16 protein-coding genes are annotated in these 21,658 nt (G+C 70.4%); 11 read left to right on the forward strand and 5 right to left on the reverse strand.

Going from position 1 to position 21,658, the window contains the following annotated elements:
* Positions 1–156: 156 nt before the first annotated feature.
* Together cysK and cysG are read right to left on the reverse strand one after the other, a co-directional pair.
* Complete coding sequence (gene cysK, locus QMX80_RS12255; protein ID WP_282277320.1) at positions 157–1,116, reverse strand: cysteine synthase A; 960 nt, start codon at positions 1,114–1,116, stop codon at positions 157–159.
* A 20-nt stretch (positions 1,117–1,136) separates the two neighbouring features.
* Positions 1,137–2,600, reverse strand: coding sequence for a siroheme synthase CysG (cysG, locus tag QMX80_RS12260; RefSeq protein ID WP_282277321.1), 1,464 nt, complete (start codon positions 2,598–2,600; stop codon positions 1,137–1,139).
* A 161-nt stretch (positions 2,601–2,761) separates the two neighbouring features.
* Between cysG and QMX80_RS12265 the strand changes: the two genes are divergently transcribed.
* The 4 genes from QMX80_RS12265 (at position 2,762) to QMX80_RS12280 (ending at position 6,981) form a co-directional block, all read left to right on the forward strand.
* Positions 2,762–3,745, forward strand: a complete 984-nt coding sequence (locus QMX80_RS12265; protein WP_055771512.1) for a LysR family transcriptional regulator — start codon at positions 2,762–2,764, stop codon at positions 3,743–3,745.
* A 174-nt stretch (positions 3,746–3,919) separates the two neighbouring features.
* Positions 3,920–4,327, forward strand: a complete 408-nt coding sequence (locus QMX80_RS12270) for a DUF2946 family protein (protein WP_345782378.1) — start codon at positions 3,920–3,922, stop codon at positions 4,325–4,327.
* A gap of 70 nt (positions 4,328–4,397) precedes the next feature.
* Positions 4,398–6,458: a TonB-dependent copper receptor gene (locus tag QMX80_RS12275; RefSeq protein ID WP_282277323.1), complete on the forward strand. Its 2,061-nt coding sequence runs from the start codon at positions 4,398–4,400 to the stop codon at positions 6,456–6,458.
* 79 nt (positions 6,459–6,537) lie between these two features.
* On the forward strand, positions 6,538–6,981 hold the full coding sequence (locus QMX80_RS12280) for a BLUF domain-containing protein (protein WP_282277324.1): 444 nt from the start codon (positions 6,538–6,540) through the stop codon (positions 6,979–6,981).
* Between the two features lie 81 nt (positions 6,982–7,062).
* Here the strand turns inward: QMX80_RS12280 and QMX80_RS12285 are convergent, their stop codons facing one another.
* The 3 genes from QMX80_RS12285 to QMX80_RS12295 all read right to left on the reverse strand — a co-directional run bounded on the left by QMX80_RS12285 (position 7,063) and on the right by QMX80_RS12295 (position 11,411).
* A complete protein-coding gene (locus QMX80_RS12285; protein ID WP_282277325.1) occupies positions 7,063–7,797 on the reverse strand; it encodes a phosphoadenylyl-sulfate reductase in 735 nt (244 codons plus the stop codon).
* Positions 7,794–9,500 carry an assimilatory sulfite reductase (NADPH) hemoprotein subunit gene (gene cysI, locus QMX80_RS12290; protein ID WP_055771498.1) on the reverse strand — a complete coding sequence of 569 codons (1,707 nt, stop codon included), beginning with the start codon at positions 9,498–9,500 and terminating at the stop codon, positions 7,794–7,796. The genes QMX80_RS12285 and cysI overlap by 4 nt, the downstream gene beginning before the upstream one ends.
* A gap of 66 nt (positions 9,501–9,566) precedes the next feature.
* Positions 9,567–11,411, reverse strand: a complete 1,845-nt coding sequence (locus tag QMX80_RS12295; RefSeq protein WP_282277328.1) for an assimilatory sulfite reductase (NADPH) flavoprotein subunit — start codon at positions 11,409–11,411, stop codon at positions 9,567–9,569.
* Between the two features lie 204 nt (positions 11,412–11,615).
* Here QMX80_RS12295 and cysD point away from each other — a divergent pair, with 204 nt between their 5' ends.
* From cysD to QMX80_RS12330, 7 genes are all read left to right on the forward strand, one after another.
* Positions 11,616–12,527, forward strand: coding sequence for a sulfate adenylyltransferase subunit CysD (cysD, locus tag QMX80_RS12300; protein ID WP_055771492.1), 912 nt, complete (start codon positions 11,616–11,618; stop codon positions 12,525–12,527).
* Positions 12,527–14,407: a sulfate adenylyltransferase subunit CysN gene (gene cysN, locus QMX80_RS12305; RefSeq protein ID WP_282277330.1), complete on the forward strand. Its 1,881-nt coding sequence runs from the start codon at positions 12,527–12,529 to the stop codon at positions 14,405–14,407. Before cysD ends, cysN begins: the two co-directional genes overlap by 1 nt.
* 414 nt (positions 14,408–14,821) lie before the next feature.
* On the forward strand, positions 14,822–15,850 hold the full coding sequence (locus QMX80_RS12310) for an efflux RND transporter periplasmic adaptor subunit (protein WP_273082561.1): 1,029 nt from the start codon (positions 14,822–14,824) through the stop codon (positions 15,848–15,850).
* Complete coding sequence (locus QMX80_RS12315; RefSeq protein WP_055771478.1) at positions 15,847–18,972, forward strand: efflux RND transporter permease subunit; 3,126 nt, start codon at positions 15,847–15,849, stop codon at positions 18,970–18,972. The genes QMX80_RS12310 and QMX80_RS12315 overlap by 4 nt, the downstream gene beginning before the upstream one ends.
* A complete protein-coding gene (locus tag QMX80_RS12320; protein WP_282277334.1) occupies positions 18,965–19,519 on the forward strand; it encodes a GNAT family protein in 555 nt (184 codons plus the stop codon). Before QMX80_RS12315 ends, QMX80_RS12320 begins: the two co-directional genes overlap by 8 nt.
* 114 nt (positions 19,520–19,633) lie before the next feature.
* A complete protein-coding gene (locus tag QMX80_RS12325; RefSeq protein ID WP_055771475.1) occupies positions 19,634–21,136 on the forward strand; it encodes an alanine/glycine:cation symporter family protein in 1,503 nt (500 codons plus the stop codon).
* A gap of 72 nt (positions 21,137–21,208) precedes the next feature.
* The coding region (locus QMX80_RS12330; RefSeq protein WP_282277341.1) for an RNA methyltransferase substrate-binding domain-containing protein at positions 21,209–21,658 on the forward strand (450 nt) is incomplete at its 3' end.

The raw sequence follows: 21,658 nt of genomic DNA on the forward strand, positions 1-21,658 counted from the left end.
GGCCCCCCCGGCGCCCCCCCCCCCCCCCCCCGGGGGGGGCCGCCCCCGGCCCCGGGGGAGGTACAGGGATGCAGCGCAAGAAATGGAACCGTTGCGGGCGGCGGAAATCACCGGGGCGTCCCCCGGTCGCGGCAGCGCAGGTCCCGGGGCCGTGGCTTACGGCAGGCCGGCCAGCCAGTCGTCGTCGCTGCCTTCGTTGATGTCGGCGAACAGCGGGGTGGAGAAGTAGCGCTCGCCGGTGTCCGGCAGCATCGCCAGGATTACCGAGCCGGCGGGGGCCTTGGCGGCCACGTCCAGCGCGGTGGCGGCGGTGGCGCCGGAGGAGATGCCGACGAAGATGCCTTCCTCGGCGGCCAGCCGGCGCGAGGTTTCGATCGCGCGCTCGTCCTGCACCGAATACAGCTCGTCGTAGGCATTGCGGTTGAGCACTTCCGGCACGAAATCCGGGGTCCAGCCCTGGATCTTGTGCGGCTTCCACTCATCGCCCTTGAGCAGCGAGGCGCCGGCTGGTTCGGTGGCGATGATGCGGGTGTCCGGCCGCGCCAGCTTCAGCACTTCGCCGACGCCGGTCAGGGTGCCGCCGGTGCCCCAGCCGCTGACGAAATAGTCCAGGCGCCTGCCGGCGAAGTCGCGCAGGATCTCGGCGGCGGTGGTGTTGCGGTGGTAGGCCGGGTTGGCCGGGTTGGCGAACTGGCTGGCCAGGAACCAGCCGTGCTTGGCGGCCAGTTCCTTCGCCTTCTCCACCATGCCGGTGCCGCGCGCCGCGGCCGGGGTCAGGATCACCTTGGCGCCATAGGCGCGCATGGCCTTGCGGCGTTCGACCGAGAACGTCTCGGTCATCACCGCGACGAACTTGTAGCCGCGCGCGGCGGCGACCATGGCCAGGGCGACGCCGGTGTTGCCGGAGGTGGCCTCGACGATGGTGTCGCCGGGCTTGAGCACGCCGCGCTTCTCGGCATCGAGCACGATCGCCAGCGCCAGGCGGTCCTTGACCGAGCCGCCGGGGTTGAACGATTCGACCTTGACGTAGACGTCCACGCCGGCCGGTGCCAGGCGGTTGAGTTTCACCACCGGGGTGCTGCCGACGGTATCGAGGATGTTGCTGTAGATGGCCATGGAGATCTCCTGGAAAGGAATCAGGCGGCGTCGGCCAGTGTCGGCGGCGGCGTCTTTGCGGAAGGTGAGGATGTGCGGGAGGTGGCCGGCAGCGGCGCGTCGCCGAACCAGTGCAGTTCGTCGGCCAGCCCGGCCACGTCGCCGAGGATCAGCAGCGCCGGCGACCGTACGGCGTGCAGGCCGGCGGCGCCGGCCAGTTGCCGCAGCGTGCCGCTGACCACGCGCTGGTCGGTACGCGAGCCGTTTTCCACCAGCGCGAACGGCGTGGCGGCGGGCAGGCCGGCATCGAGCAGGCGCGCCTGGATCTGCGCCAGCGCGGCCACGCCCATGTAGAACACCAGGGTCTGCCGCGGCGCGGCCAGCGCCGGCCAGTCCAGCGTGTCCAGCGAATCGCGGCAGTGCGCGGTGACCAGGCGCAGCTGCTGGGCGTGGTCGCGGTGGGTGAGCGGAATGCCGGTGGATGCGGCGCAGGCCAGCGCCGCGGTGATGCCGGGCACCACTTCATAGGGAACGCCGTGCGCGCGCAGGAACTGCAGCTCCTCGCCGCCGCGGCCGAACACGAAGGCGTCGCCGCCCTTGAGCCGCACCACGCGGCGGCCGGCGCGGGCGTGCTCCAGCATCAGTGCGTGGATGTGTTCCTGGCCGGTGCTGTGGCCGCGCGCGGACTTGCCGACCTCGATGCGCTCGGCGTCGCGGCGGGCCAGCTGCAGCACCTCGGCGCTGACCAGGCGGTCGTGGAGGATCACGTCGGCCTGGTTCAGGGCGCGCAGCCCGGCCAGGGTGAGCAGGCCGGGATCGCCGGAACCGGCGCCGACCAGCACCACCGAACCGGCGGCGGCCGGCGGTTCGCCGGCCATCGCCTGCTGCAGGGCGAGCTCGGCGTCGGCCTGGCGGTGGCGGCGCAGCAGGTCCAGCACCGGTCCGTCGAGCAGGCGGTCGAAGAAACGGCGGCGCGCGCCGGTGTCGGGGAAATGCGCGCGGATGGCCGGGCGATGGCGGCCGGCCAGCTCGGTCAACCGGCCCCAGGCGTCATCGAACAGTTCTTCCAGCCGGCGGCGGACATGGCGCGCCACCATTGGCGCGGCGCCGCCGCTGGAGACGGCGATCTGCAACGCGCCGCGTTCGACCATGGCCGGTACGTGGAAGCGCGACAGCTGTGCGTCGTCCACCACGTTCACGAACAGCCGCTGCGCCTCGGCGGCGCCGGCCACCGCGCGGTTGACCACCGGCTCATCGGTGGCGGCGATCACCAGCCAGACGTCCTCGGCCAGCCAGCGGGTGTCGAACAGGCCCGGAAGCCAGTCGATGCGGCCGGCCTCGGCCAGTTCCCGCAGCGCCGGCGACAGCTGCGGCGCGCCGACCCGGGGGCGGGCGCCGGCATGCAGCAGCGCTTCGACCTTGCGCCCGGCCACCGCACCACCGCCGACCACCAGCACGGCGCGGCCGTTCAGATCGGCGAACAGGGGGAACAGGGGAGCGTCCAAGGCGGTGGGGGAGGCGGTGGCGGAAGGGATGCTGACCGTAGCCCCGGCCCCTGAAGCCCGGAAATGACTTGCGCCGCCTATTAAATTACTTTCGGTTATAAGTAGATCGGGCAATCTGACCTACAGTCATCCGTCCCCGCCGAGCCGCCTTCCCGACTCCGATGACCCTGACCCAACTGCGCTACCTGGTGGCCATTGCCGACGCCGAGCTCAACATCACGCTGGCGGCCACGCGCGTGCACGCCACCCAGCCGGGACTGTCCAAGCAGCTCAAGCAGCTGGAGGACGAGCTGGGTTTCCTGCTGTTCGTGCGCAAGGGGCGCAGCCTGGAATCGGTGACCCCGGCCGGCGGGGAAGTGATCGCCCGCGCCCGCCTGGTGCTGGCCGAGGCCAACAACATCCGCACCTACGCGGCCAACCAGCGCCGCGAGAGCCACGGCCAGCTGATCCTGACCACCACCCACACCCAGGCGCGCTTCGTGCTGCCGCCGGCGGTGGCGCGGATCAAGCTGGCCTATCCGCAGGTCAGCGTGCACCTGCAGCAGGCAGCCGAAAGCGACGCGCTGGACCTGCTCAGCCAGGGCGACGCCGACATCGCCATCGTCAGTACCGCCGGCGGCGAACCCAGCACCGGCATCGCGGTGCCGCTGTACCGCTGGCGGCGGCTGGCGCTGGTGCCCAAGGGCCATGCGCTGGACCGCGCCGGCAAGCTGCCGGACATGGCCGCGCTGGCCGCGCACCCGCTGATCAGCTACGAATCCTCGACCCGCCCGAGTTCCTCGCTGCGCCGCGCGTTCGCCACGCAGGGGCTGGAGCCGGACCTGGCGCTGACCGCGCTCGACGCCGACCTGATCAAGACCTATGTACGCGCCGGCCTGGGCGTGGGCCTGCTGGCCGAAATGGCGGTCAGTGCCGGCGACAGCGACCTGCGCGCCTGGCCGGCGCCGGCGGCGATTCCCGAGTGCGTCGCCTGGGCGGTGCTGCCGCGCGACCGCGTGCTGCGCGACTACGCACTGGAACTGGTGCACGTGCTGGCCCCGCAGATCGACAAGCGCGACCTGCGCCGCGTGCTCGACGGCAACCAGGAGGCCGACTGGCCGACGCCGCCGAGCTGGGAAGAACTGACCCAGACGATCACCAGCTGAGGCGTTGAGGCGAGGAGCGGGCAGCCCGTACCGGCGAAAGCCGAAGCATCCGCCCGACAGTTCCTGCTTTTGCTCTCTCCCGTTGCTCCCCCTGCGGCAGTCCGTCGCAGGGGCGGGCCGCGGTATCGGCTCTAAACTATCGGCGTGAACCGGTCTCCGCTCCTGCACCGCTGGATGTTGCTGCTCGCGCTGGCGGCCACGCTGCTGATGGCGTTGGCGCCGGTGGTCAGCCGCTGGGTGCAGGCCGGGCAGGGCGCGCACGCGTCCATGGCGCATGCGATGCCCGCGATGGCGATGCCGGACACCGTGCCGGCCGATCACCACGCGATGGACGCGCACGCCGGGCATGGGGCCGCCGAAAGCGCGATCGGCAAGACGCCGCCGGCCGATCCCCACGCCGCCCATGGCGAGGCCTGCGACTACTGCACCATGGCGTCGCGGCTGCTGCCGTGGCTGGCGGTGCTGCTGGTGCTGGCGCCGCTGCTGTACCGCATCGCACCGCAGTCGCCGCGCGCGACCGTCTTCGCCGCCGCCCTGCGCTGGCCGGCGCACCTGGCGCGCGGGCCGCCGCTTTTCTCCTGACGACACTTCCCCTTCTTCCCGCCGCCTGCTGCCCTCCGGCAGTACGCGGCATGTCGTACCGGAGAACCTCATGTATCCCGTTTCCCGTATGCCGGGCGTCCCGGCGTGCCTGGCCGCCTGTGTCTGCCTGGCGCTGTTTCCCCAGCCCGCTCACGCCGACGAACCCGATTCGATCAAGACGCTGGACACCCTGGTCGTCACCAGCGCCGCGCCCTCCTCTCCGCTGAACTGGGTCACCGACCCGCGCCTGCCGCGGCAGCCGGTGCCGGCCAGCGACGGCGCCGACTATCTGAAGACCGTCCCGGGCTTTTCCGCCATCCGCAACGGCGGCACCAATGGCGACCCGGTGCTGCGCGGCCTGTCCGGTTCGCGGCTGAACATCCTCAGCAACGACGGCAGCCTGATCGGCGCCTGTCCCTCGCGCATGGACAACCCGCTGTCCTACATCGCTCCTGAAACCTACGACCGGCTCACCGTCATCAAGGGCCCGCAGAGCGTGCGCTGGGGCGCGGGCGCCTCGGCCGGCACGGTGCGCTTCGAGCGCGACATGCCGCGCTTCGACGCACCGGGCATGCAGCTGCAGGCCAGCGCGCTGGGCGGCTCCAGCAACCGCAACGACCAGATGCTCGACGCCAGCTTCGGCAGCAGCCCGGGCTATGTGCGGGTGAACGGCAACCGCTCCGAGTCCGGCGACTACCGCGACGGCAACGGCGAGGTGGTGCCCTCGCGCTGGCGCAAGTGGAACGCCGATGCCGCCATCGGCTGGACGCCCGACGCTGATACCGTGCTCGAACTCAACGCCGGCACCGGCGATGCGCTGGCCCGCTATGCCGGCCGCGGCATGGACGGCGCGGCGTTCAAGCGCAGCAGCTACGGCCTGCGTTTCGAGCGCGGCAACCTGCCCGGTGCGTGGGACAAGCTGCAGGCCAACCTGTACTACAACGACGCCGACCACGTGATGGACAACTACACGCTGCGCACGCCCAACCCGCACGGCAGCATGCCGATGCCGATGGCGTCGAACGTGGAGCGGCGCACCACCGGTGGCCGCGTCGCTTCGGAGTGGCGCTGGCAGGACGTGGCCGTCGTCGCCGGCGTCGATGCCCAGGACAGCCGCCATCGCAAGCGCAACGGCATGGGCCGCGGCACCTTCCGGCAGATGCCGTGGACCCGCGACGCCGAGCTGCGCAACCACGGCGCATTCGCCGAACTGACTTTCGGCGAGGACACGCCGCGGCGCTGGGTGAGCGGCCTGCGCATGGACAGGGCGCAGGCGAAGGACCTGCGCCTGACCACCGGGATGATGGGCATGCCCAATCCCACCGCCGGGCAGACGCGCGAGGAAACGCTGGGCAGCGGCTTCCTGCGCTATGAGCGCGACCATGGCCAGGCCTGGACCTGGTACGCCGGGCTCGGCCATGCCGAGCGCATGCCCGATTACTGGGAACTGTTCTCGGCCGATGCGGGGCCGGCCGGCAGCGCCAACGCCTTCGCCGGGGTGAAGCCGGAAAAGACCACCCAGCTCGACCTGGGCCTGCAGTTCCATGGCCGCACGCTGGACGCCTGGGTGTCGGCCTATGCCGGGCGCATCCAGGACTACATCCTGTTCGCCTACCGCAGCGGCGGCATGATGGGCAGCAGCATGCGGGCGGGCAATGCCGATGCGCGCATCGCCGGCGCCGAGGCCGGGCTGGAATGGCGGCCGGTGCACGGCTGGAAGCTGGGCAGCACGCTGGCCTACGCCTGGGGCGAAAACCGCGACGAGCAGCGGCCGCTGCCGCAGATCCCGCCGCTGGAGGGGCGCTTCACCGCGTCCTGGGAGCATGCGCGCTGGTCCACCGGCGCCCTGCTGCGGGTGGTGGGCCGGCAGAACCGGGTGGCGCTGGACGAGGGCAACGTGGTCGCGCGCGATCTCGGCCCGAGCGCGGGCTTCGCCACGCTGTCGCTCAACGGCGCCTACCGCATCAGCGACGGCCTGCGCGCCAGCGCCGGCGTGGACAACCTGTTCGACCGCGCCTACGCCGAACACCTGAACCTGGCCGGCAGCGCCGATTTCGGCTTCCCTGCCGATCCGGTGCGGATCAACGAACCGGGCCGCACCTTCTGGTTGAAGCTGGATTACCGCTACTGACGCGTACTCCCCCGCTGCCGGCCAACCGGCAGCGGGATGCCTGTGGCATGCTCGCCCGACCGGGCCGGAGGATGCGTGGATGACGCGATGGGCAGTGGCATACGCCAGTACCGCCGTGGCCGGGCTGGCGGTGGCCGACCTGGATCGCCTGCTGGTCGATGCGCGGGCGCACAACCATCTGGAGGGCGTCACCGGTGTCCTGCTCCACGATGGCCGCCGCTTCTTCCAGTACATCGAGGGACCGGAAGGTAGCGTGGCACGCATCTATGCGCGCATCCGCGCCTCGCGCCTGCATGTCGAACTGGTGGAACTGCAGAACGGCCCGGTGGAACAGCTGTATTTCACCCGGTGGCACATGGGCTGCAGCCATACGAAGGGCAGCGTGCTGCAGACGTTGAGCAGCCGCCAGTGGCGACAGGAGGCGCGCTATCTGCACGAAGACGTGGCGCGTACCGGCGAGGCGCCGGGCCTGCGCGAGCTGCTCGCGTTCTGGGAGCGGCAGCAGGAAGCCGCGGACGCCTGATCCCACCGCGCCGGCCGTCTTCCCGGCCGGCATCGAATCTTGCGATACCCCGCATCGTTGCCCGGCCCGCGCCGGACGCGGTCACATCTCGTGCAGGCCGCACTCGCGCTTGAGCCCGAAGAAGCGGGTGTCCTCCTCGCGCATGCCCGGCTCCCAGCGACGGGTGGTGTGGTAATCGCCGATGGAGACATAGCCCTGTTCCCACAGCGGGTGATAGGGCAGGTCGTGCTGCTTGAGGTACCGCCACACGTCGCGGTCGCTCCAGTCGGCGATCGGGTTGACCTTCCAGCGCCCCTCGCGGCGCTGCAGGACCGGTGTGGCGGCGCGGCTGGCCGACTGGCTGCGGCGCAGGCCGGTGAACCAGGTGCCGGCCTGCAGTTCGTCCAGGGCGCGCTTCATCGGCTCGACCTTGCGCAGGTTGTTGTACTGCTCGATGCCGACCAGTCCCTGTTCCCACAGGCGGCCATGGCGCGCTTCCATCCACGCGCGGCTGACCAGCGGCCGGTACACCTTCAGGTTCAGGCCCAGCCGCTGGGTCAGTTCGTCGGCGAAGCGGTAGGTTTCCGGGAACAGGTAGCCGGTGTCGATCAGGATCACCGGGATGTCGGGCTGCTGGCGGCTGAGCAGGTGCAGGGCCACCGCCGACTGCGCGCCGAAGCTGGAGGACAGCACGTGGGTGCCCGGCGTGTGCCGCAGCGCCCAGTGCACGCGCTGCTCGGCGTCCATAGTTTCCAGCCGCGCGCCAAGCGTGGCGGCGTCCTCGTCCAGGGGCGCGAGGGTCTCGTCGTTGAGGGGGGGCAGGGACAGGGCGTTCATGCGTGCAGTTCCACGGCGATCTGGCGGTGGGTCGGGTAGGGCGGCAGCTCGATCAGGCCGCTGCGGTGCAGGAAGTCGCCGAAGCGTTCGTCGCTCCCACGTTCCGCGGCGTAGCGGGCCAGCAGCGGGTCGAGGGCTTCGAGGATCTGCGCCTCGGTGATGTTGTCGCGGTACAGCGTGTTCAGGCGCTGGCCGCGGTGGTCGCCGCCGAGGAACAGGTTGTAGCGGCCCGGTGCCTTGCCGACCAGGGCGATCTCGGCCAGGTAGGGGCGCGAGCAGCCATTCGGGCAGCCGGACACGCGCAGCAGGATCGGCGCCTCGCGCAGGCCATGCCGGGCGAGCAGCGGTTCCAGCGCGGCCAGGAAGCCGGGCAGGTAGCGTTCGGCTTCGGCCATCGCCAGCGCGCAGGTGGGCAGCGCCACGCAGGCCACGGCGCTGCGGGCGGTGGCGGTGGGCGCGTTGTTCTCCAGGTCCAGCCCGTGCTGCGCGGCCAGCGCGTCGATGCGCGCGCGCTGCGCCGCGGGCACGCCGGCGACGATCACGTTCTGGTTGGCGGTCATGCGGAACTCGCCCTGGTGCACCCTGGCGATCTCGCGCATGCCGGTCAGCAGCGGGCGCCCCGGGGTGTCGGCGATGCGGCCGCACGGCAGGGACAAGGTGAGATGCCACAGGCCGTCCTCGCCCTCGACCCAGCCGAAGCGGTCGCCGTTGTGCTCGAACAGGAACGGCCGCGCCGGCTGCAGCCGGAAGCCGGCGCGCTCCTCCATCATCGCCACGATCCTGTCCGAACCGTGGTCGTCGATGGTGTACTTGAAACGCGCGTGCTTGCGTTCCTCGCGGTCGCCCAGGTCGCGCTGCACGGTGATGGCGGCCTCGGCGATGGCGAACACCTGCTCCGGCGCGACGAAGCCGATCACATTGCCCACGCGCGGGTAGTGCGCGGCGATGCCGTGGCTGGCGCCCATGCCGCCGCCGATGGCCACGTTGAAGCCGGCGAGCTCGCCGGCGTCGTCGACGATGGCGATCAGGCCCAGGTCGTTGGCGAACACGTCCACGTCGTTGTAAGGCGGCACTGCCACGGCGATCTTGAACTTGCGCGGCAGGTAGGCGTCGCCGTAGACCGGCTCGTGCTCGGCACCGCTCCCGGCCACCTTCTCCTCGTCCAGCCAGATCTCGTAGTAGGCGCGGGTGGCCGGCTTGAAGCGCAGCGACAGCTGCTGCGCCCAGTCGTGCACCTGCGCGTGCAGGGCCGACTGCAGCGGGTTGCTGGCGCCGAGCACGTTGCGGTTGACGTCGCCGCAGGCCGAGACGGTATCCATCGCGGCGGAATTTATCGCCTGCATCGTCGCCTTCAGTTCGCGCTTGATCACGCCGTGGAACTGGAAGGTCTGGCGCGTGGTCACGCGCAGCGAATGGTTGGCGTAAGTGGTGGCGATCCCGTCGAGCTTGAGCCACTGCTGCGGGGTGAACACGCCGCCCGGCGCGCGGATGCGGATCATGAACTGGTGCGCGGGTTCCAGCTTCTGCCGGCGGCGCTCGTCGCGCAGGTCGCGGTCGTCCTGCTGGTAGCTGCCGTGGAACTTGATGGTGCGCTGGTCCTCGAAGTTCAGCGAGCCGGTGGTGGCATCGCCCAGGCCCTCGACAATGGTGCCGCGCAGGCGCCGGCTTTCGAGTTTGATCTTTTCTACGGAAGGATGGGACATGGCGGGGAGTGTCTGCGCTGTATGCAGGAGCGAGCTGCGTCGCTCCTGCGGAGGATTCGGAAGGGGTCAGTAGACGTCGCGGGCGTAGCGGCCATCGCGCTGCAGGCCGGACAGGTAGCCGGCCGCGGCCTCGGCGTCGCCGCCGTTGTGCGCGGCGACGATGTTCAGCAGAGCGGCATGCACGTCCTTGCCCATGCCGATCGCGCCGCACACGTACAGGTGCGCGCCGCCCTGCAGCCAGTCGTACAGGTCGCGGCCCTGTTCGCGCAGGCGCTGCTGCACGTAGACCTTTTCGGCCTGGTCGCGGGAGAAGGCCAGGTCGAGGCGATGCAGTTCCTTGCGCTGCAGGGCGTCCTGCCACTCGACCTGGTAGAGGAAGTCGCGGTTGAAATGGCGGGCGCCGAAGAACAGCCAGTTGCGGCCGGCGGCGCCGGTTTCGGCACGCTCCTGCACGAAGCCGCGGAACGGCGCCACGCCGGTGCCGGGGCCGATCATGATGATGTCGCGGCTGGCATCGACCGGCACGCGGAAGCGTTCGTTGGGCTCGACGAACACCGGCACCTGCGCGCCTTCCTCCAGCGCCGCCAGGAAGGCGCTGGCGGCACCGACATGGTCGCGGCCATGCGCGTCATAGGCCAGTTCGTCCACGGTCAGGTGGACCTCGTCGCCGACCCGCTTGCGGCTGGAGGCGATCGAGTACAGGCGGTGTGCGGCCGGGCGCAGCATGGCGACCAGCGCGCTGGCGTCCCAGTCCGCTGGCCAGCGGTGCAGCACGTCGACCAGTTGATGGTCGGCGAATACGGCGGCCAGTTCGCCGGCGCGCGCCGGTTCCAGCAGGCCCGCCAGATCGGCGTTGCCGCTGCGCTCGGCCACGGTCGCCAGCAGCGGGCGCGAGAGGCGGGTCAGTTCGCGCTGTTCGCCCAGCCACTGCGCCAGCGGGCGGGTGTGGCCGTCGTGGGTGACGCCGGTGTCGCCGTCCAGGCCGGTGGCTGCGAGGACGGCGTCGACCAGTTGCGGCGGGTTGCGATGGACGATGCCCAGCGCGTCGCCCGGCTCGTAGTGCAGGCCGCTGCCTTCCAGCGAAAGTTCTAGGTGATGCACGTGCTTGTCGCTGCGCCCGTAGTGGCCATAGGCCGGGCCCTTGAAGTCGCGGCCGCTGACCCGCTGCCGCGCCAGCAGTTCGGCATGGAACGGATGCTGCGCGCTGTGCGCCGCGCTCTGTCCCTGGCGCAGCGGGGTGACGTTGTTGACGGCCGGCGCGGCGCTTTCGCCGAGCGTCCGGCGCGCATCGGCCAGCGCGCGGGCGCGCCACGGCGCCGCCACGCTCTCGATGTCCAGGTCGGCCTCGCCTGCCGGCTGCAGGCGATGCGCGCCGAGTTCGGCCAGGCGCGCGTCCAGCCTGCGGCCGATGCCGCAGAAATCGGCGTAGCTGGAATCGCCCAGGCCGAGCACGGCGTACCTGAGTTCGGGCAGTTTGGGTGCGCGCTTGCCGGCGATGAACTCGACCAGGCCGATGGCGTCGTCCGGCGGGTCGCCTTCGCCCTGGGTGCTGATGACGATGTAGAGCAGGCGCTCGCCGGCCAGCTCCCGGGTGGGGTAGGCGTCGGCGCGGACCAGGCGTACCGCCAGCCCGGCCGCTTCGGCCTCGCCGGCCAGCTGTTCGGCGGCGCGGCGCGCGTTGCCGGTCTGGCTGCCGTAGACGATGGTCAGCCGGCCCGAGGCCTGCGCGGCCGGCTGGCCGCCGGCGATCACCGCCAGCGACGGCGGCGGATGGCCCTGGGCCAGGCCGGCGGCGAAGCCGGACAGCCACCACAGGCTGTTGCCGTCCAGGCCGTCCACCAGGCGCGTCAGCAGGACCCTGCGGTCGTCGGGCAGGGGGCTGGGAGGCACGGTGGCAGCGGCGGCGGTCATGTCCTGTCCGGTCTGGGATGGGGTGACCGATGCTAGGGAGGCGCCCTGCGCGGGGGAAAGGATGGGCGGTTATCGGTTCATGCCCTGCGTTTATTTCTGCGCGGGGCGGGCGGGCCGCACACTCGCTGCCCTGCCGGGGACTCCACCGGTCCGCGCTGTTACCCTTCTCCCGTTCCCCTACGTGCAGCTCCTGAATCCTCCGCAATGACCGTTACCGCCCCCCTGTCGCACCTCGACCGGCTGGAAGCCGAAAGCATCCACATCCTGCGCGAGGTCGCGGCCGGCTTCTCCAACCCGGTGCTGCTGTATTCGGTCGGCAAGGACAGCTCGGTGCTGCTGCACCTGCTGCTCAAGGCGTTCGCGCCCGGGGTGCCGCCGATCCCGCTGCTGCACGTGGACACGCGCTGGAAGTTCCGCGAGATGATCGCCTTCCGCGACCGCCGCGTCGCCGAGACCGGCGTGGACCTGCGCGTGCACATCAATCCCGACGGCATCGCCCAGGACATCGGCCCGGTGAGCCACGGCGCGTCCGTGCACACCGACGTGATGAAGACCCAGGGCCTGAAGCAGGCGCTGGACAAGTGGAAGTTCGATGCGGCCATCGGCGGCGCGCGCCGCGACGAGGAGAAGTCGCGGGCCAAGGAACGCGTGTTCTCGTTCCGCAACGACCGCCACCGCTGGGATCCCAAGAACCAGCGCCCGGAGCTGTGGAACCTGTACAACGCGCGCATCCATGCCGGCGAGAGCGTGCGCGCGTTCCCGCTGTCCAACTGGACCGAACTGGACATCTGGCTCTACATCTACCGCGAGAAGATCCCGGTGGTGCCGCTGTACTTTGCCGCCGAGCGGCCGGTCGTGGAGCGCGACGGCAGCCTGATCATGGTCGACGACGAGCGCCTGCCGCTGCATCCGGGCGAAGTGCCGCAGCTGCGCAGGGTGCGTTTCCGCACGCTGGGCTGCTACCCGCTGACCGGCGCCATCGAGTCCGAGGCCGACACGCTGGAGAAGATCATCGCCGAGATGCTGGTGTCCACCAGTTCCGAGCGGCAGGGCCGGCTGATCGACCACGACCAGTCCGCCTCGATGGAGAAGAAGAAGCTGGAGGGCTATTTCTGATGAACGCGGTCGCCACTTCTTCCGATATCTCGGCCTACCTGCAGCAGCACGAGTCCAAGCCGCTGCTGCGCTTCATCACCTGCGGCAGCGTCGACGACGGCAAGAGCACGCTGATCGGGCGCCTGCTGTACGAGAGCAAGCGCCTGTTCGACGACCAGCTGGCCGCGCTGGAGGCCGACAGCCGCCGCCACGGCACCCAGGGCGAGCGCATCGACTACGCGCTGCTGCTGGACGGCCTGGCCGCAGAGCGCGAGCAGGGCATCACCATCGACGTGGCCTACCGCTACTTCGATACGGACCGCCGCAAATACATCGTCGCCGACTGCCCGGGCCACGAGCAGTACACCCGCAACATGGCCACCGGCGCCTCCACCGCCGACCTGGCGGTGGTGCTGGTGGACGCGCGCAAGGGCCTGCTGCAGCAGACCCGCCGCCACAGCTACATCATCTCGCTGCTCGGCATCGGCCAGGTGGTGCTGGCGGTCAACAAGATGGACCTGGTCGATTACGACCAGGCCGTGTTCGAGCGTATTGCCGGCGAGTACCGCACGCTGGCCGCGCAGCTGGGCATCGCCAACGTGCAGGCCATCCCGCTGTCGGCGCTGGAAGGGCAGAACCTGTCCGCGCGCTCGGCGCTGATGCCATGGTACGCCGGCCCCAGCCTGCTCGAGCACCTGGACACGGTGACGATCAGCGGCCACGACGCCGACAGCGGCCTGCGCCTGCCGGTGCAGTGGGTCAACCGGCCCAACCAGGATTTCCGCGGTTTCGCCGGCACCATCGCCGCTGGCCGCGTGTCCGCCGGCGACGCGGTGGTGGTGCTGCCCTCGGCACGCCGTTCCACGGTGCGCGAGGTGCTGGGCCCGGACGGTCCGCTGGATGCCGCTACCGCCGGGCAGGCGGTGACCCTGACCCTGGCCGACGAGATCGACGTCAGCCGCGGCGACGTCATCGCCGCAGCCGGCGAACCGCCGGAAGTGGCCGACCAGTTCGCCGCGCACGTGCTGTGGATGGACGATGCCGCGCTGCTGCCCGGCCGCCCGTACTGGCTGCAGATCGGCAGCCGCACCGTGGCCGCCAGCGTCAGCGAGATCAAGCACCGCATCGACGTGAACACGCAGGACAAGCTGGCGGCCAAGCGGCTGGAGCTGAACGAGGTCGGCTACTGCAACCTGTCGCTGGACGAGCCGATCGCCTTCGAGCCCTATGCCCGCAACCGCGCGCTGGGCGGCTTCATCCTGATCGACCGCCAGAGCAACGCCACCGTCGCCGCCGGCACCCTGGATTTCGCCCTGCGCCGCGCCGGCAACGTGCACTGGCAGCACCTGGACGTGGACAAGGCCGCGCGCGCGCGGATCAAGGGGCAGACGCCCAGGGTGCTGTGGTTCACCGGCCTGTCCGGCGCCGGCAAGTCCACGATCGCCAACCAGGTGGAAAAGCGCCTGCATGCGCGCGGCTGCCACACTTTCCTGCTCGACGGCGACAACGTCCGCCACGGTCTGAACCGCGACCTGGGCTTCACCGACGAGGACCGGGTGGAGAACATCCGCCGCGTGGCCGAAGTGGCGAAACTGATGGTCGATGCCGGCCTGGTCGTGCTGGTCAGCTTCATCTCGCCATTCCGCGCCGAGCGGCAGATGGCCCGCGAGCGCTTCGCCGAGGGCGAGTTCGTCGAGATCTTCGTCGACGTGCCGCTGGAGGTCGCCGAGTCGCGCGACGTGAAGGGCCTGTACCGCAAGGCGCGGGCCGGGCAGATTCCCAACTTCACCGGCATCGACTCGCCCTACGAGCCGCCGGAAGCGCCGGAACTGCACCTGTATGCCGACGGCGAGGCGCTGGATGCGATGGCCGACCAGGTGGTGCGGCTGGCACTGCGCTGAGGTATCGCGCCGGGCCCTGTCCGGGGCTGCGCCGCGCTGCCTGCGTGGCAGGGTACGCGGGCAGATGGGTGCCCGCGCCGTTGGTGCGGGCCGTGGAGTAGCGTGGCGGGCGGACAACGCCGTGCGGTCCGGCTCCACCGGGCTCCGCCCTGGCCCACATCCGCCCTGCGCGGCAGCTTCCCGGCAGGGAGAACGGAATCGGGCAGCGCTGGCTGGCTTGTTCCGCCGCCCGCCGGCCCGGCGCAGCCTTCGCCATAACGCCCGGCAATGGCAGCTTGCGGTTTGTTTGCACTGCAGCCCCACCCAATGGCACATCCGGACTGTCATCCGCGCCGGCTAGACTGCCCGATCGTGTATCTGACGGGATTGCGTATGTTGGGGCGTTTTGCCGCCACCGTAGCCGGTGGCTCTGTCTTGGCGCTGGCACTGGCCGCCTGTGGGCGCGGGGCCGGCGACGCTCCGCGCGCGCAGGGTGGCGCCGTGCCGGTCACCACCCAGGTGGTCGCGCATTCGACCTGGAACGACACCCTGCAGGCGATCGGCACCGCCAAGGCGCGCGAGTCGGTGACCGTCACCGCCAAGGTCAGCGAGATCATCGACGCGGTGCATTTCCGCAGCGGCCAGGAAGTGGCCGCCGGCACGCCGCTGGTGACCCTGCGCATCGACGCCCAGCAGGCCGCGCTGGCCCAGGCCCAGGCCACCTTCGACGAGGCCGACCGGCTGTATCGCCGGCAGAGCGAACTGGCGACCCAGCAGCTGGTCGCCAGCTCCACCCTGGATACGCAGAAGTCGATCCGCGACGCTGCCGAAGCGCGGGTGCGGCAGATGCGCGCGGACGTATCCGACCGCCAGGTGCGGGCGCCGTTCGCCGGCGTGCTCGGCATCCGCCAGGTCAGCCCCGGCTCGCTGGTCACCCCGACCACGGTCATCGCCACGCTGGACGACATCTCGCGCATGCATGTCGATTTCCAGGTGCCGGAAGCCGAGCTGGCCTCGCTCAAGCCCGGCGACAAGGTCAGCGGCAGCAGCATCGCCTATCCGGGGCGCGGCTTCGACGGCGAGGTCAGCACGGTCGATGCGCGGGTGGATCCGGGCAGCCGCGCGGTCACCGTGCGCGCCGATTTCCCCAATCCCGACCATGCCCTGCGCCCGGGCATGCTGCTGGACGTGCGCGTGTTCCGCCCCGAGCGGCAGGCGCTGGTGATCCCTGAGATCGCGGTGGTGCAGGTCGGCCGCGATTCCTATGTGTTCCGGGTCAAGGACGACGCCACCGTCGAGCGCGTCGACGTCAAGACCGGCACCCGCCGCTCCGGCGTGGTCGAGATCGTGCAGGGGCTGGAGGCCGGGCAGCGCATCGTCGTGGACGGCACCGGCAAGCTGCGCCCGGGCCTGCGCATCGAAGATGCGAAGGCCGCGCCGGCCGCCGAGGCCGCGGCCGGATGAAGCTGTCGGACCTCTCCATCAAGCGGCCGGTGCTGGCCGTGGTGATGAGCCTGCTGCTGGTGGTGCTGGGGCTGATGTCCTTCAACCGCCTGACCCTGCGCGAACTGCCGGCGATCGACCCGCCCATCGTTTCGGTCTCGGTCGATTACACCGGCGCCTCGGCGGCGGTGATCGAGAGCCGCATCACCCAGGTGCTGGAAGACGCGCTGGCCGGCATCGAGGGCATCGACACCATCAATGCGCGCAGTACCAACGGCCGCGCCTCGGTGAGCATCGAGTTCACCGCCAACCGCGACATCGAGGCCGCCGCCAACGACGTGCGCGACGCGGTCAGCCGCGTTGCCGACCGCATGCCCGAGGAGGCGCGCCCGCCGGAAGTGGCCAAGGTCGAGAGCGACGCCGATCCGATCATCTGGTTCAACATGAGCTCATCGGCGATGGACACGCTGGAGCTCAGCGACTACGCCGAACGCTACGTGGTCGACCGCTTCTCCAGCATCGACGGCGTCGCGCGGGTGATGATCGGCGGCCGCCAGCGCTACGCCATGCGCATCTGGCTGGACCGCGACCAGCTGGCCGCGCGCGGGCTGACCGTGGGCGAGGTGGAAACCGCGCTGCGCAACGAGAACGTGGAGCTGCCGGCCGGACGCATCGAATCGGCCGACCGCGATTTCACCCTGCGCGTGGAGCGCAGCTACGTGGCTCCGGCCGACTTCGCCAGCATCCCGCTGGGCAAGGGCAACGACGGTTACGTGGTGCGGTTGGGCGACGTGGCCAAGGTGGAGCTGGCCTCGGCCGAGCGCCGCGCCTATTACCGCAGCAACGGCGAGCCCGGCATCGGCATGGGCATCGTCAAGACCTCCACCGCCAACGCGCTGGACGTGGCCCGGGCCACCCGCGCCGAGGCCGAGCGCATCGCCAAAACGCTGCCGGCCGGCACCCATATCTTCGTCGCCTTCGACAACACCACCTTCATCGAGGCGGCGGTGGAGCGCGTCTACGCCACCCTGGTGGAGGCGATGCTGCTGGTGCTGGTGGTGATCTGGCTGTTCCTGGGCAGCCTGCGCGCGGCGCTGATCCCGGCGGTGACGGTACCGGTGTGCCTGGTGGCGGCGTTCATCGCGCTGTTCGCCTTCGGCTTCTCGATCAACCTGTTCACCCTGCTGGCGCTGGTGCTGTGCATCGGCCTGGTGGTGGACGACGCCATCGTGGTGGTGGAGAACGTGCAGCGCCGCATCGACCTGGGCGAACCGCCGCTGGTGGCCGCGCGGCGCGGCACCGCGCAGGTGGCGTTCGCGGTGATCGCCACCACCGCGGTGCTGGTGGCGGTGTTCCTGCCGGTCGGTTTCCTCGAAGGCAATACCGGCCGGTTGTTCCGCGAGCTGGCGGTGGCGCTGGCCGCGGCGGTGGCGCTGTCGGCCTTCGTCGCACTGACCCTGACGCCGATGATGGCCTCCAAGCTGCTCAAGCCGCACAGCGAGCAGAAGACCAACCGCATCAATGGCTTCATCAATCGCCAGCTGGCGCGCGTGGCCGCGGCTTACGGCCGCGTGCTGGACCGTCATGTGCAGCGCAGCTGGATGTTCGGCCTGGTGATGCTGGCCGCGCTGGGCGCGAGCTGGGGCCTGTTCCGGATGCTGCCCTCGGAACTTGCGCCGGCCGAGGACCGCGGCTCGTTCCAGATCATGATCGACGGCCCGGAAGGCGCCGGCTTCGACTACACCGTCGGCCAGGTGCAGCAGGTCGAGCGCATCGTCGGCCGCTTCGTCGGCCCGAAGGAGCCGATCGTGCGCGCCAACCCGCGCGTGCCCGGCGGCTGGGGCAGCAACGAGGAAATGCACACCGGCCGCATCAGCGTGTTCCTGCAGCCGTGGCGCGAGCGCCGTGAGGCCACCACCGATGTCGCCAACGCGCTGCAGAAGGAGCTCAACGGCCTGAGCGGCGTGCGCGTGCGCACCCAGGTCGGCGGCGGCCTGGTGCGCAGCTTCGGGCAGCCGTTCCAGGTGGTGCTGGGCGGTCCGGAATACGCCGAGATCGCGCAGTGGCGCGACCGCCTGCTGGCGCGCATGGCCGATTATCCGGGCCTGGTCGGCGCCGATTCGGACTACAAGGAAACCCGCCCGCAGATGCGGGTGAACATCGACCGCCAGCGTGCCGCCGACCTGGGCGTGAGCGTGACCGACATCGGCCGCGCGCTGGAAACGATGATGGGCTCGCGCCGCGTCACCACCTTCGTCGACAACGGCGAGGAATACGACGTGCTGGTGCAGGCCGGGCGCGAGGGCCGCACCTCGCCGGCCGACCTGGCGGCGATCCAGGTGCGCGCGCGCTCGGGCGAACTGGTGCCGCTGTCCAACCTGGTCAGCCTCAGCGAAGTGGCCGAGGCCGGCACCCTGAACCGCTTCAACCGGCTGCGCTCGATCACCATCAGCGCCAGCGTCGCGCCCGGCCACACGCTGGGCGAGACCATCGCCTGGGTGCAGCAGGTCGCGCGCGAGGAGCTGCCCGAGTACGCGCAGATCGACTGGAAGGGCGAGTCGCGCGAGTACCAGAGCGCCGGCAGCGCGGTGCTGCTGACCTTCGCCATGGCCCTGCTGGTGGTCTACCTGGTGCTGGCCGCGCAGTTCGAGAGCTTCATCCACCCGCTGGTGATCATGCTCACCGTGCCGCTGGGCGTGCTCGGCGCCTTCGTCGGCCTGTACCTCAGCGGCGGCACGCTCAACCTGTTCAGCCAGATCGGCATCGTCATGCTGGTCGGCCTGGCGGCCAAGAACGGCATCCTGATCGTGGAGTTCGCCAACCAGCTGCGCGACGAGGGCCGCAACGTGCACCAGGCCATCGTCGAGGCCTCAACGGTACGCCTGCGCCCGATCCTGATGACCTCCATCGCCACCGTGGTCGGCGCGGTGCCGCTGGTGCTGGCCGGCGGCCCGGGTTCGGCCAGCCGCGGCACCATCGGCGTCGTGGTGATCTTCGGCGTCGCCGTCTCCACCTTCCTGTCGCTGTTCGTGGTGCCGGCGTTCTACGCGCTGCTGGCACCGTATACGCAGTCGCCGGAAACGGTGGCCAACGAACTGGCCAGGCAGGAGAGCCAGACGCCGTCGGTGGGTGGGCATGCGTGAACCGCCGGCCGCCGCTGGCGTGCAACTGCGGCGGTGGCGGCCGGAAGACCTGGCGTCGCTGCTGCGGCATGCCGACGATGCGGACGTCTCGCGCGGGCTGAGCACGCGCTTCCCGCATCCCTACACCCGCGCCGACGGCGAGGCGTTCCTGTCCGGGCAGGTGGTGGATCTGTCCGCGCCGGTGTTCGCCCTGGAGATCGACGGTGAGGCCTGCGGCGGCATCGGCGTGCAGCCCGGCAGCGGCGAGCGCCGCCACGGCGCGACGCTCGGCTATTGGCTGGGCCGGCGCCACTGGGGGCAGGGGATCATGACCCGGGTCGTGGCCGTTTTCGCGCCCTGGGTGATGGACGAACTGGGCCTGTACCGGCTGGCGGCGCAGGTCATGACCGGCAATCCCGCCTCGGCGCGGGTGCTGCTCAACAACGGCTTCACCGAGGAGGGCCTGGAACGCCAGGCCGTGCTCAAGGACGGCATGCTGCACGACCTGCGCTGCTTCTCCCGCCTGCGGGCGTGGCCCCGGCCCACAACCGGCGGCTATACCCCCTGACGTCCTGGTTATCTCCTGCCTGGAAGGCAGGGGTCGCGACATCTGCCTATCGCTGCGGAATCATGGAAGAATCGGCAGCTTGCCTGCTTTCCCTTCAGCTACCCGGGAGCCCGCGTGGAATCCATCGTCGAATTCGTAAATGGCATCATCTGGAGCAATGCGCTGATCTTCATGTGCCTGGGCGCTGGCCTGTGGTTCACCCTGCGCACCCGCTTCATGCAGATCCGTGGTTTCGCGGAGATGTGCCGCCTCACCGTGCGCGGGCAGAAATCCGACGCGGGCGTGTCCTCGTTCCAGGCGCTGGCCATGTCGATGGCCGGGCGCATGGGCATCGGCAACATCGCCGGCGTCGCCACCGCCATCGCCTACGGCGGTCCGGGCGCGATCTTCTGGATGTGGGTGATGGGCTTCCTCGGTGCTTCCACCTCCTATGTGGAATCGACGCTGGCGCAGATCTACAAGACCAAGGATGCCGAAGGCCGCTACCGCGGCGGCCCGGCCTACTACATCGAAAAGGCGATGGGCCTGAAGTGGTATGCGGCGACCTTCGCCGTGGCCACGGTCATCGCCGCCGGTTTCCTGCTGCCGGGCGTGCAGGCCAACGCCATCGCCGACAGCGCGGTCAACGTGCTGTGCACCGGTGCCGACGCCTGCGCAACGGTGGGTGGGGCGGCCAGCATGAAGCTGTGGATCGGCCTGGCCGTGGCGGTGCTGCTGGGCGTGATCATCTTCGGCGGCGTCAAGCGCATCGCCAGCTTCGCCGAAGTGATCGTGCCGTTCATGGCGCTGGGCTTCATCCTGATGGCGATCGTGGTGATGATGCTCAACGCCAGCAAGGTGCCGACGATGTTCGCCGACATCTTCTCCAGCGCGTTCGGCGCGCATGCGGCGTTCGGCGGCATCATCGGCCAAGCCATCGCCTGGGGCGTCAAGCGCGGCATCTACGCCAACGAGGCCGGCCAGGGCACCGGCCCGCACGCCGCGGCCGCGGCCGAGGTCTCGCACCCGGCCAAGCAGGGTTACGTGCAGGCTTTCGCCATCTACTTCGACACCATGCTGGTGTGCACCTCCACCGCGTTCCTGGTGCTGTCCACCGGCATGTACAACGTGTTCCGTGAAGTGGCCGAAGGCGGGGTCACCCGGCTGGAAGCCATCGTCACCGGCGTACCCGGCGTGCAGCCCTCCGAAGGCGCGCTGTTCACCCAGGCCGCGGTGGAATCGGTGCTGCCGGGCTGGGGCGCGGGCTTCGTGGCGCTGGCGCTGTTCTTCTTCGCCTTCACCACGATCATGGCCTACTACTACATGGCCGAGACCAACCTGACCTACCTGGCCGGCAGCAACCGCACGCATCCGGCTGCGACGCTGCTGCTGCGCCTGGGCATCATGGGCATGGTGGTGTTCGGCGCCTTCCACAACGCCAAGATGGCGTGGGCGCTGGGCGACATCGGCGTTGGCCTGATGGCCTGGCTCAACGTGGTGGCGATCCTGATCCTGCAGAAGCCGGCGATGCTGGCGCTGACCGACTACGAGCGGCAGAAGAAGCAGGGCCTGGACCCGGTCTTCAATCCCGATGCCCTGGGCATCAAGAACGCCGATTTCTGGCGCGGCAACAAGTAAGCGAGCGCGAGCGCAGTGAACAGCCCCTGGAACAACCGCCGTCCTTCCGCACGTCCCCCGCGTGCCACGCCGCTGGCACCCGCCGGCGGGCGCGGCGAGGGTGATGGCCCCATCCGCGGCAACGACGAACTGCGCCTGTACGGCGTCAATGCGGTGCTGGCGATGCATGCGCGCCGTCCGCAGGCGTTGCGCAAGCTGTACCTGGCCGAGGCGCTGATCCCGCGTTTGCAGCCGCTGCTGAAGTGGTGCGTGGCCAACCGTGTGGGTTATCGGGTGGTGGGCGAGGGCGACCTCAACAAGCTCGCCGCCACCACCCACCACGAAGGCGTGGTGGCCGACGTGCTGCGCGACGAACCGCAGCCGCTGGCCGCCTGGCTGGCGGCGCTCGGCGACGGGCCGGCGCTGGCGCTGTGGCTGGATGGCGTGGGCAACCCGCACAACTTCGGCGCGATCCTGCGTTCGGCCGCGCACTTCGGCGCGGCCGGCATCCTGCTGCCGGCCGATTCGACGCTGAGCCTGTCC

The sequence above is a fragment of the Stenotrophomonas sp. PS02297 genome, from assembly GCF_029959705.1.
In the GTDB taxonomy this organism is placed as follows: Bacteria; Pseudomonadota; Gammaproteobacteria; order Xanthomonadales; family Xanthomonadaceae; genus Stenotrophomonas; species Stenotrophomonas nitritireducens.

Excerpts from the sequence above, each read along its gene's own strand:
- cysK (WP_282277320.1), bottom strand. The coding sequence starts at position 1,116 with ATGGCCATCTACAGCAACATCCTCGATACCGTCGGCAGCACCCCGGTG.
- QMX80_RS12265 (WP_055771512.1), top strand. The coding sequence starts at position 2,762 with ATGACCCTGACCCAACTGCGCTACCTGGTGGCCATTGCCGACGCCGAG.
- QMX80_RS12270 (WP_345782378.1), top strand. The coding sequence starts at position 3,920 with ATGTTGCTGCTCGCGCTGGCGGCCACGCTGCTGATGGCGTTGGCGCCG.
- QMX80_RS12275 (WP_282277323.1), top strand. The coding sequence starts at position 4,398 with ATGTATCCCGTTTCCCGTATGCCGGGCGTCCCGGCGTGCCTGGCCGCC.
- QMX80_RS12280 (WP_282277324.1), top strand. The coding sequence starts at position 6,538 with ATGACGCGATGGGCAGTGGCATACGCCAGTACCGCCGTGGCCGGGCTG.
- QMX80_RS12285 (WP_282277325.1), bottom strand. The coding sequence starts at position 7,797 with ATGAACGCCCTGTCCCTGCCCCCCCTCAACGACGAGACCCTCGCGCCC.
- cysI (WP_055771498.1), bottom strand. The coding sequence starts at position 9,500 with ATGTCCCATCCTTCCGTAGAAAAGATCAAACTCGAAAGCCGGCGCCTG.
- QMX80_RS12295 (WP_282277328.1), bottom strand. The coding sequence starts at position 11,411 with ATGACCGCCGCCGCTGCCACCGTGCCTCCCAGCCCCCTGCCCGACGAC.
- cysD (WP_055771492.1), top strand. The coding sequence starts at position 11,616 with ATGACCGTTACCGCCCCCCTGTCGCACCTCGACCGGCTGGAAGCCGAA.
- cysN (WP_282277330.1), top strand. The coding sequence starts at position 12,527 with ATGAACGCGGTCGCCACTTCTTCCGATATCTCGGCCTACCTGCAGCAG.
- QMX80_RS12315 (WP_055771478.1), top strand. The coding sequence starts at position 15,847 with ATGAAGCTGTCGGACCTCTCCATCAAGCGGCCGGTGCTGGCCGTGGTG.
- QMX80_RS12320 (WP_282277334.1), top strand. The coding sequence starts at position 18,965 with ATGCGTGAACCGCCGGCCGCCGCTGGCGTGCAACTGCGGCGGTGGCGG.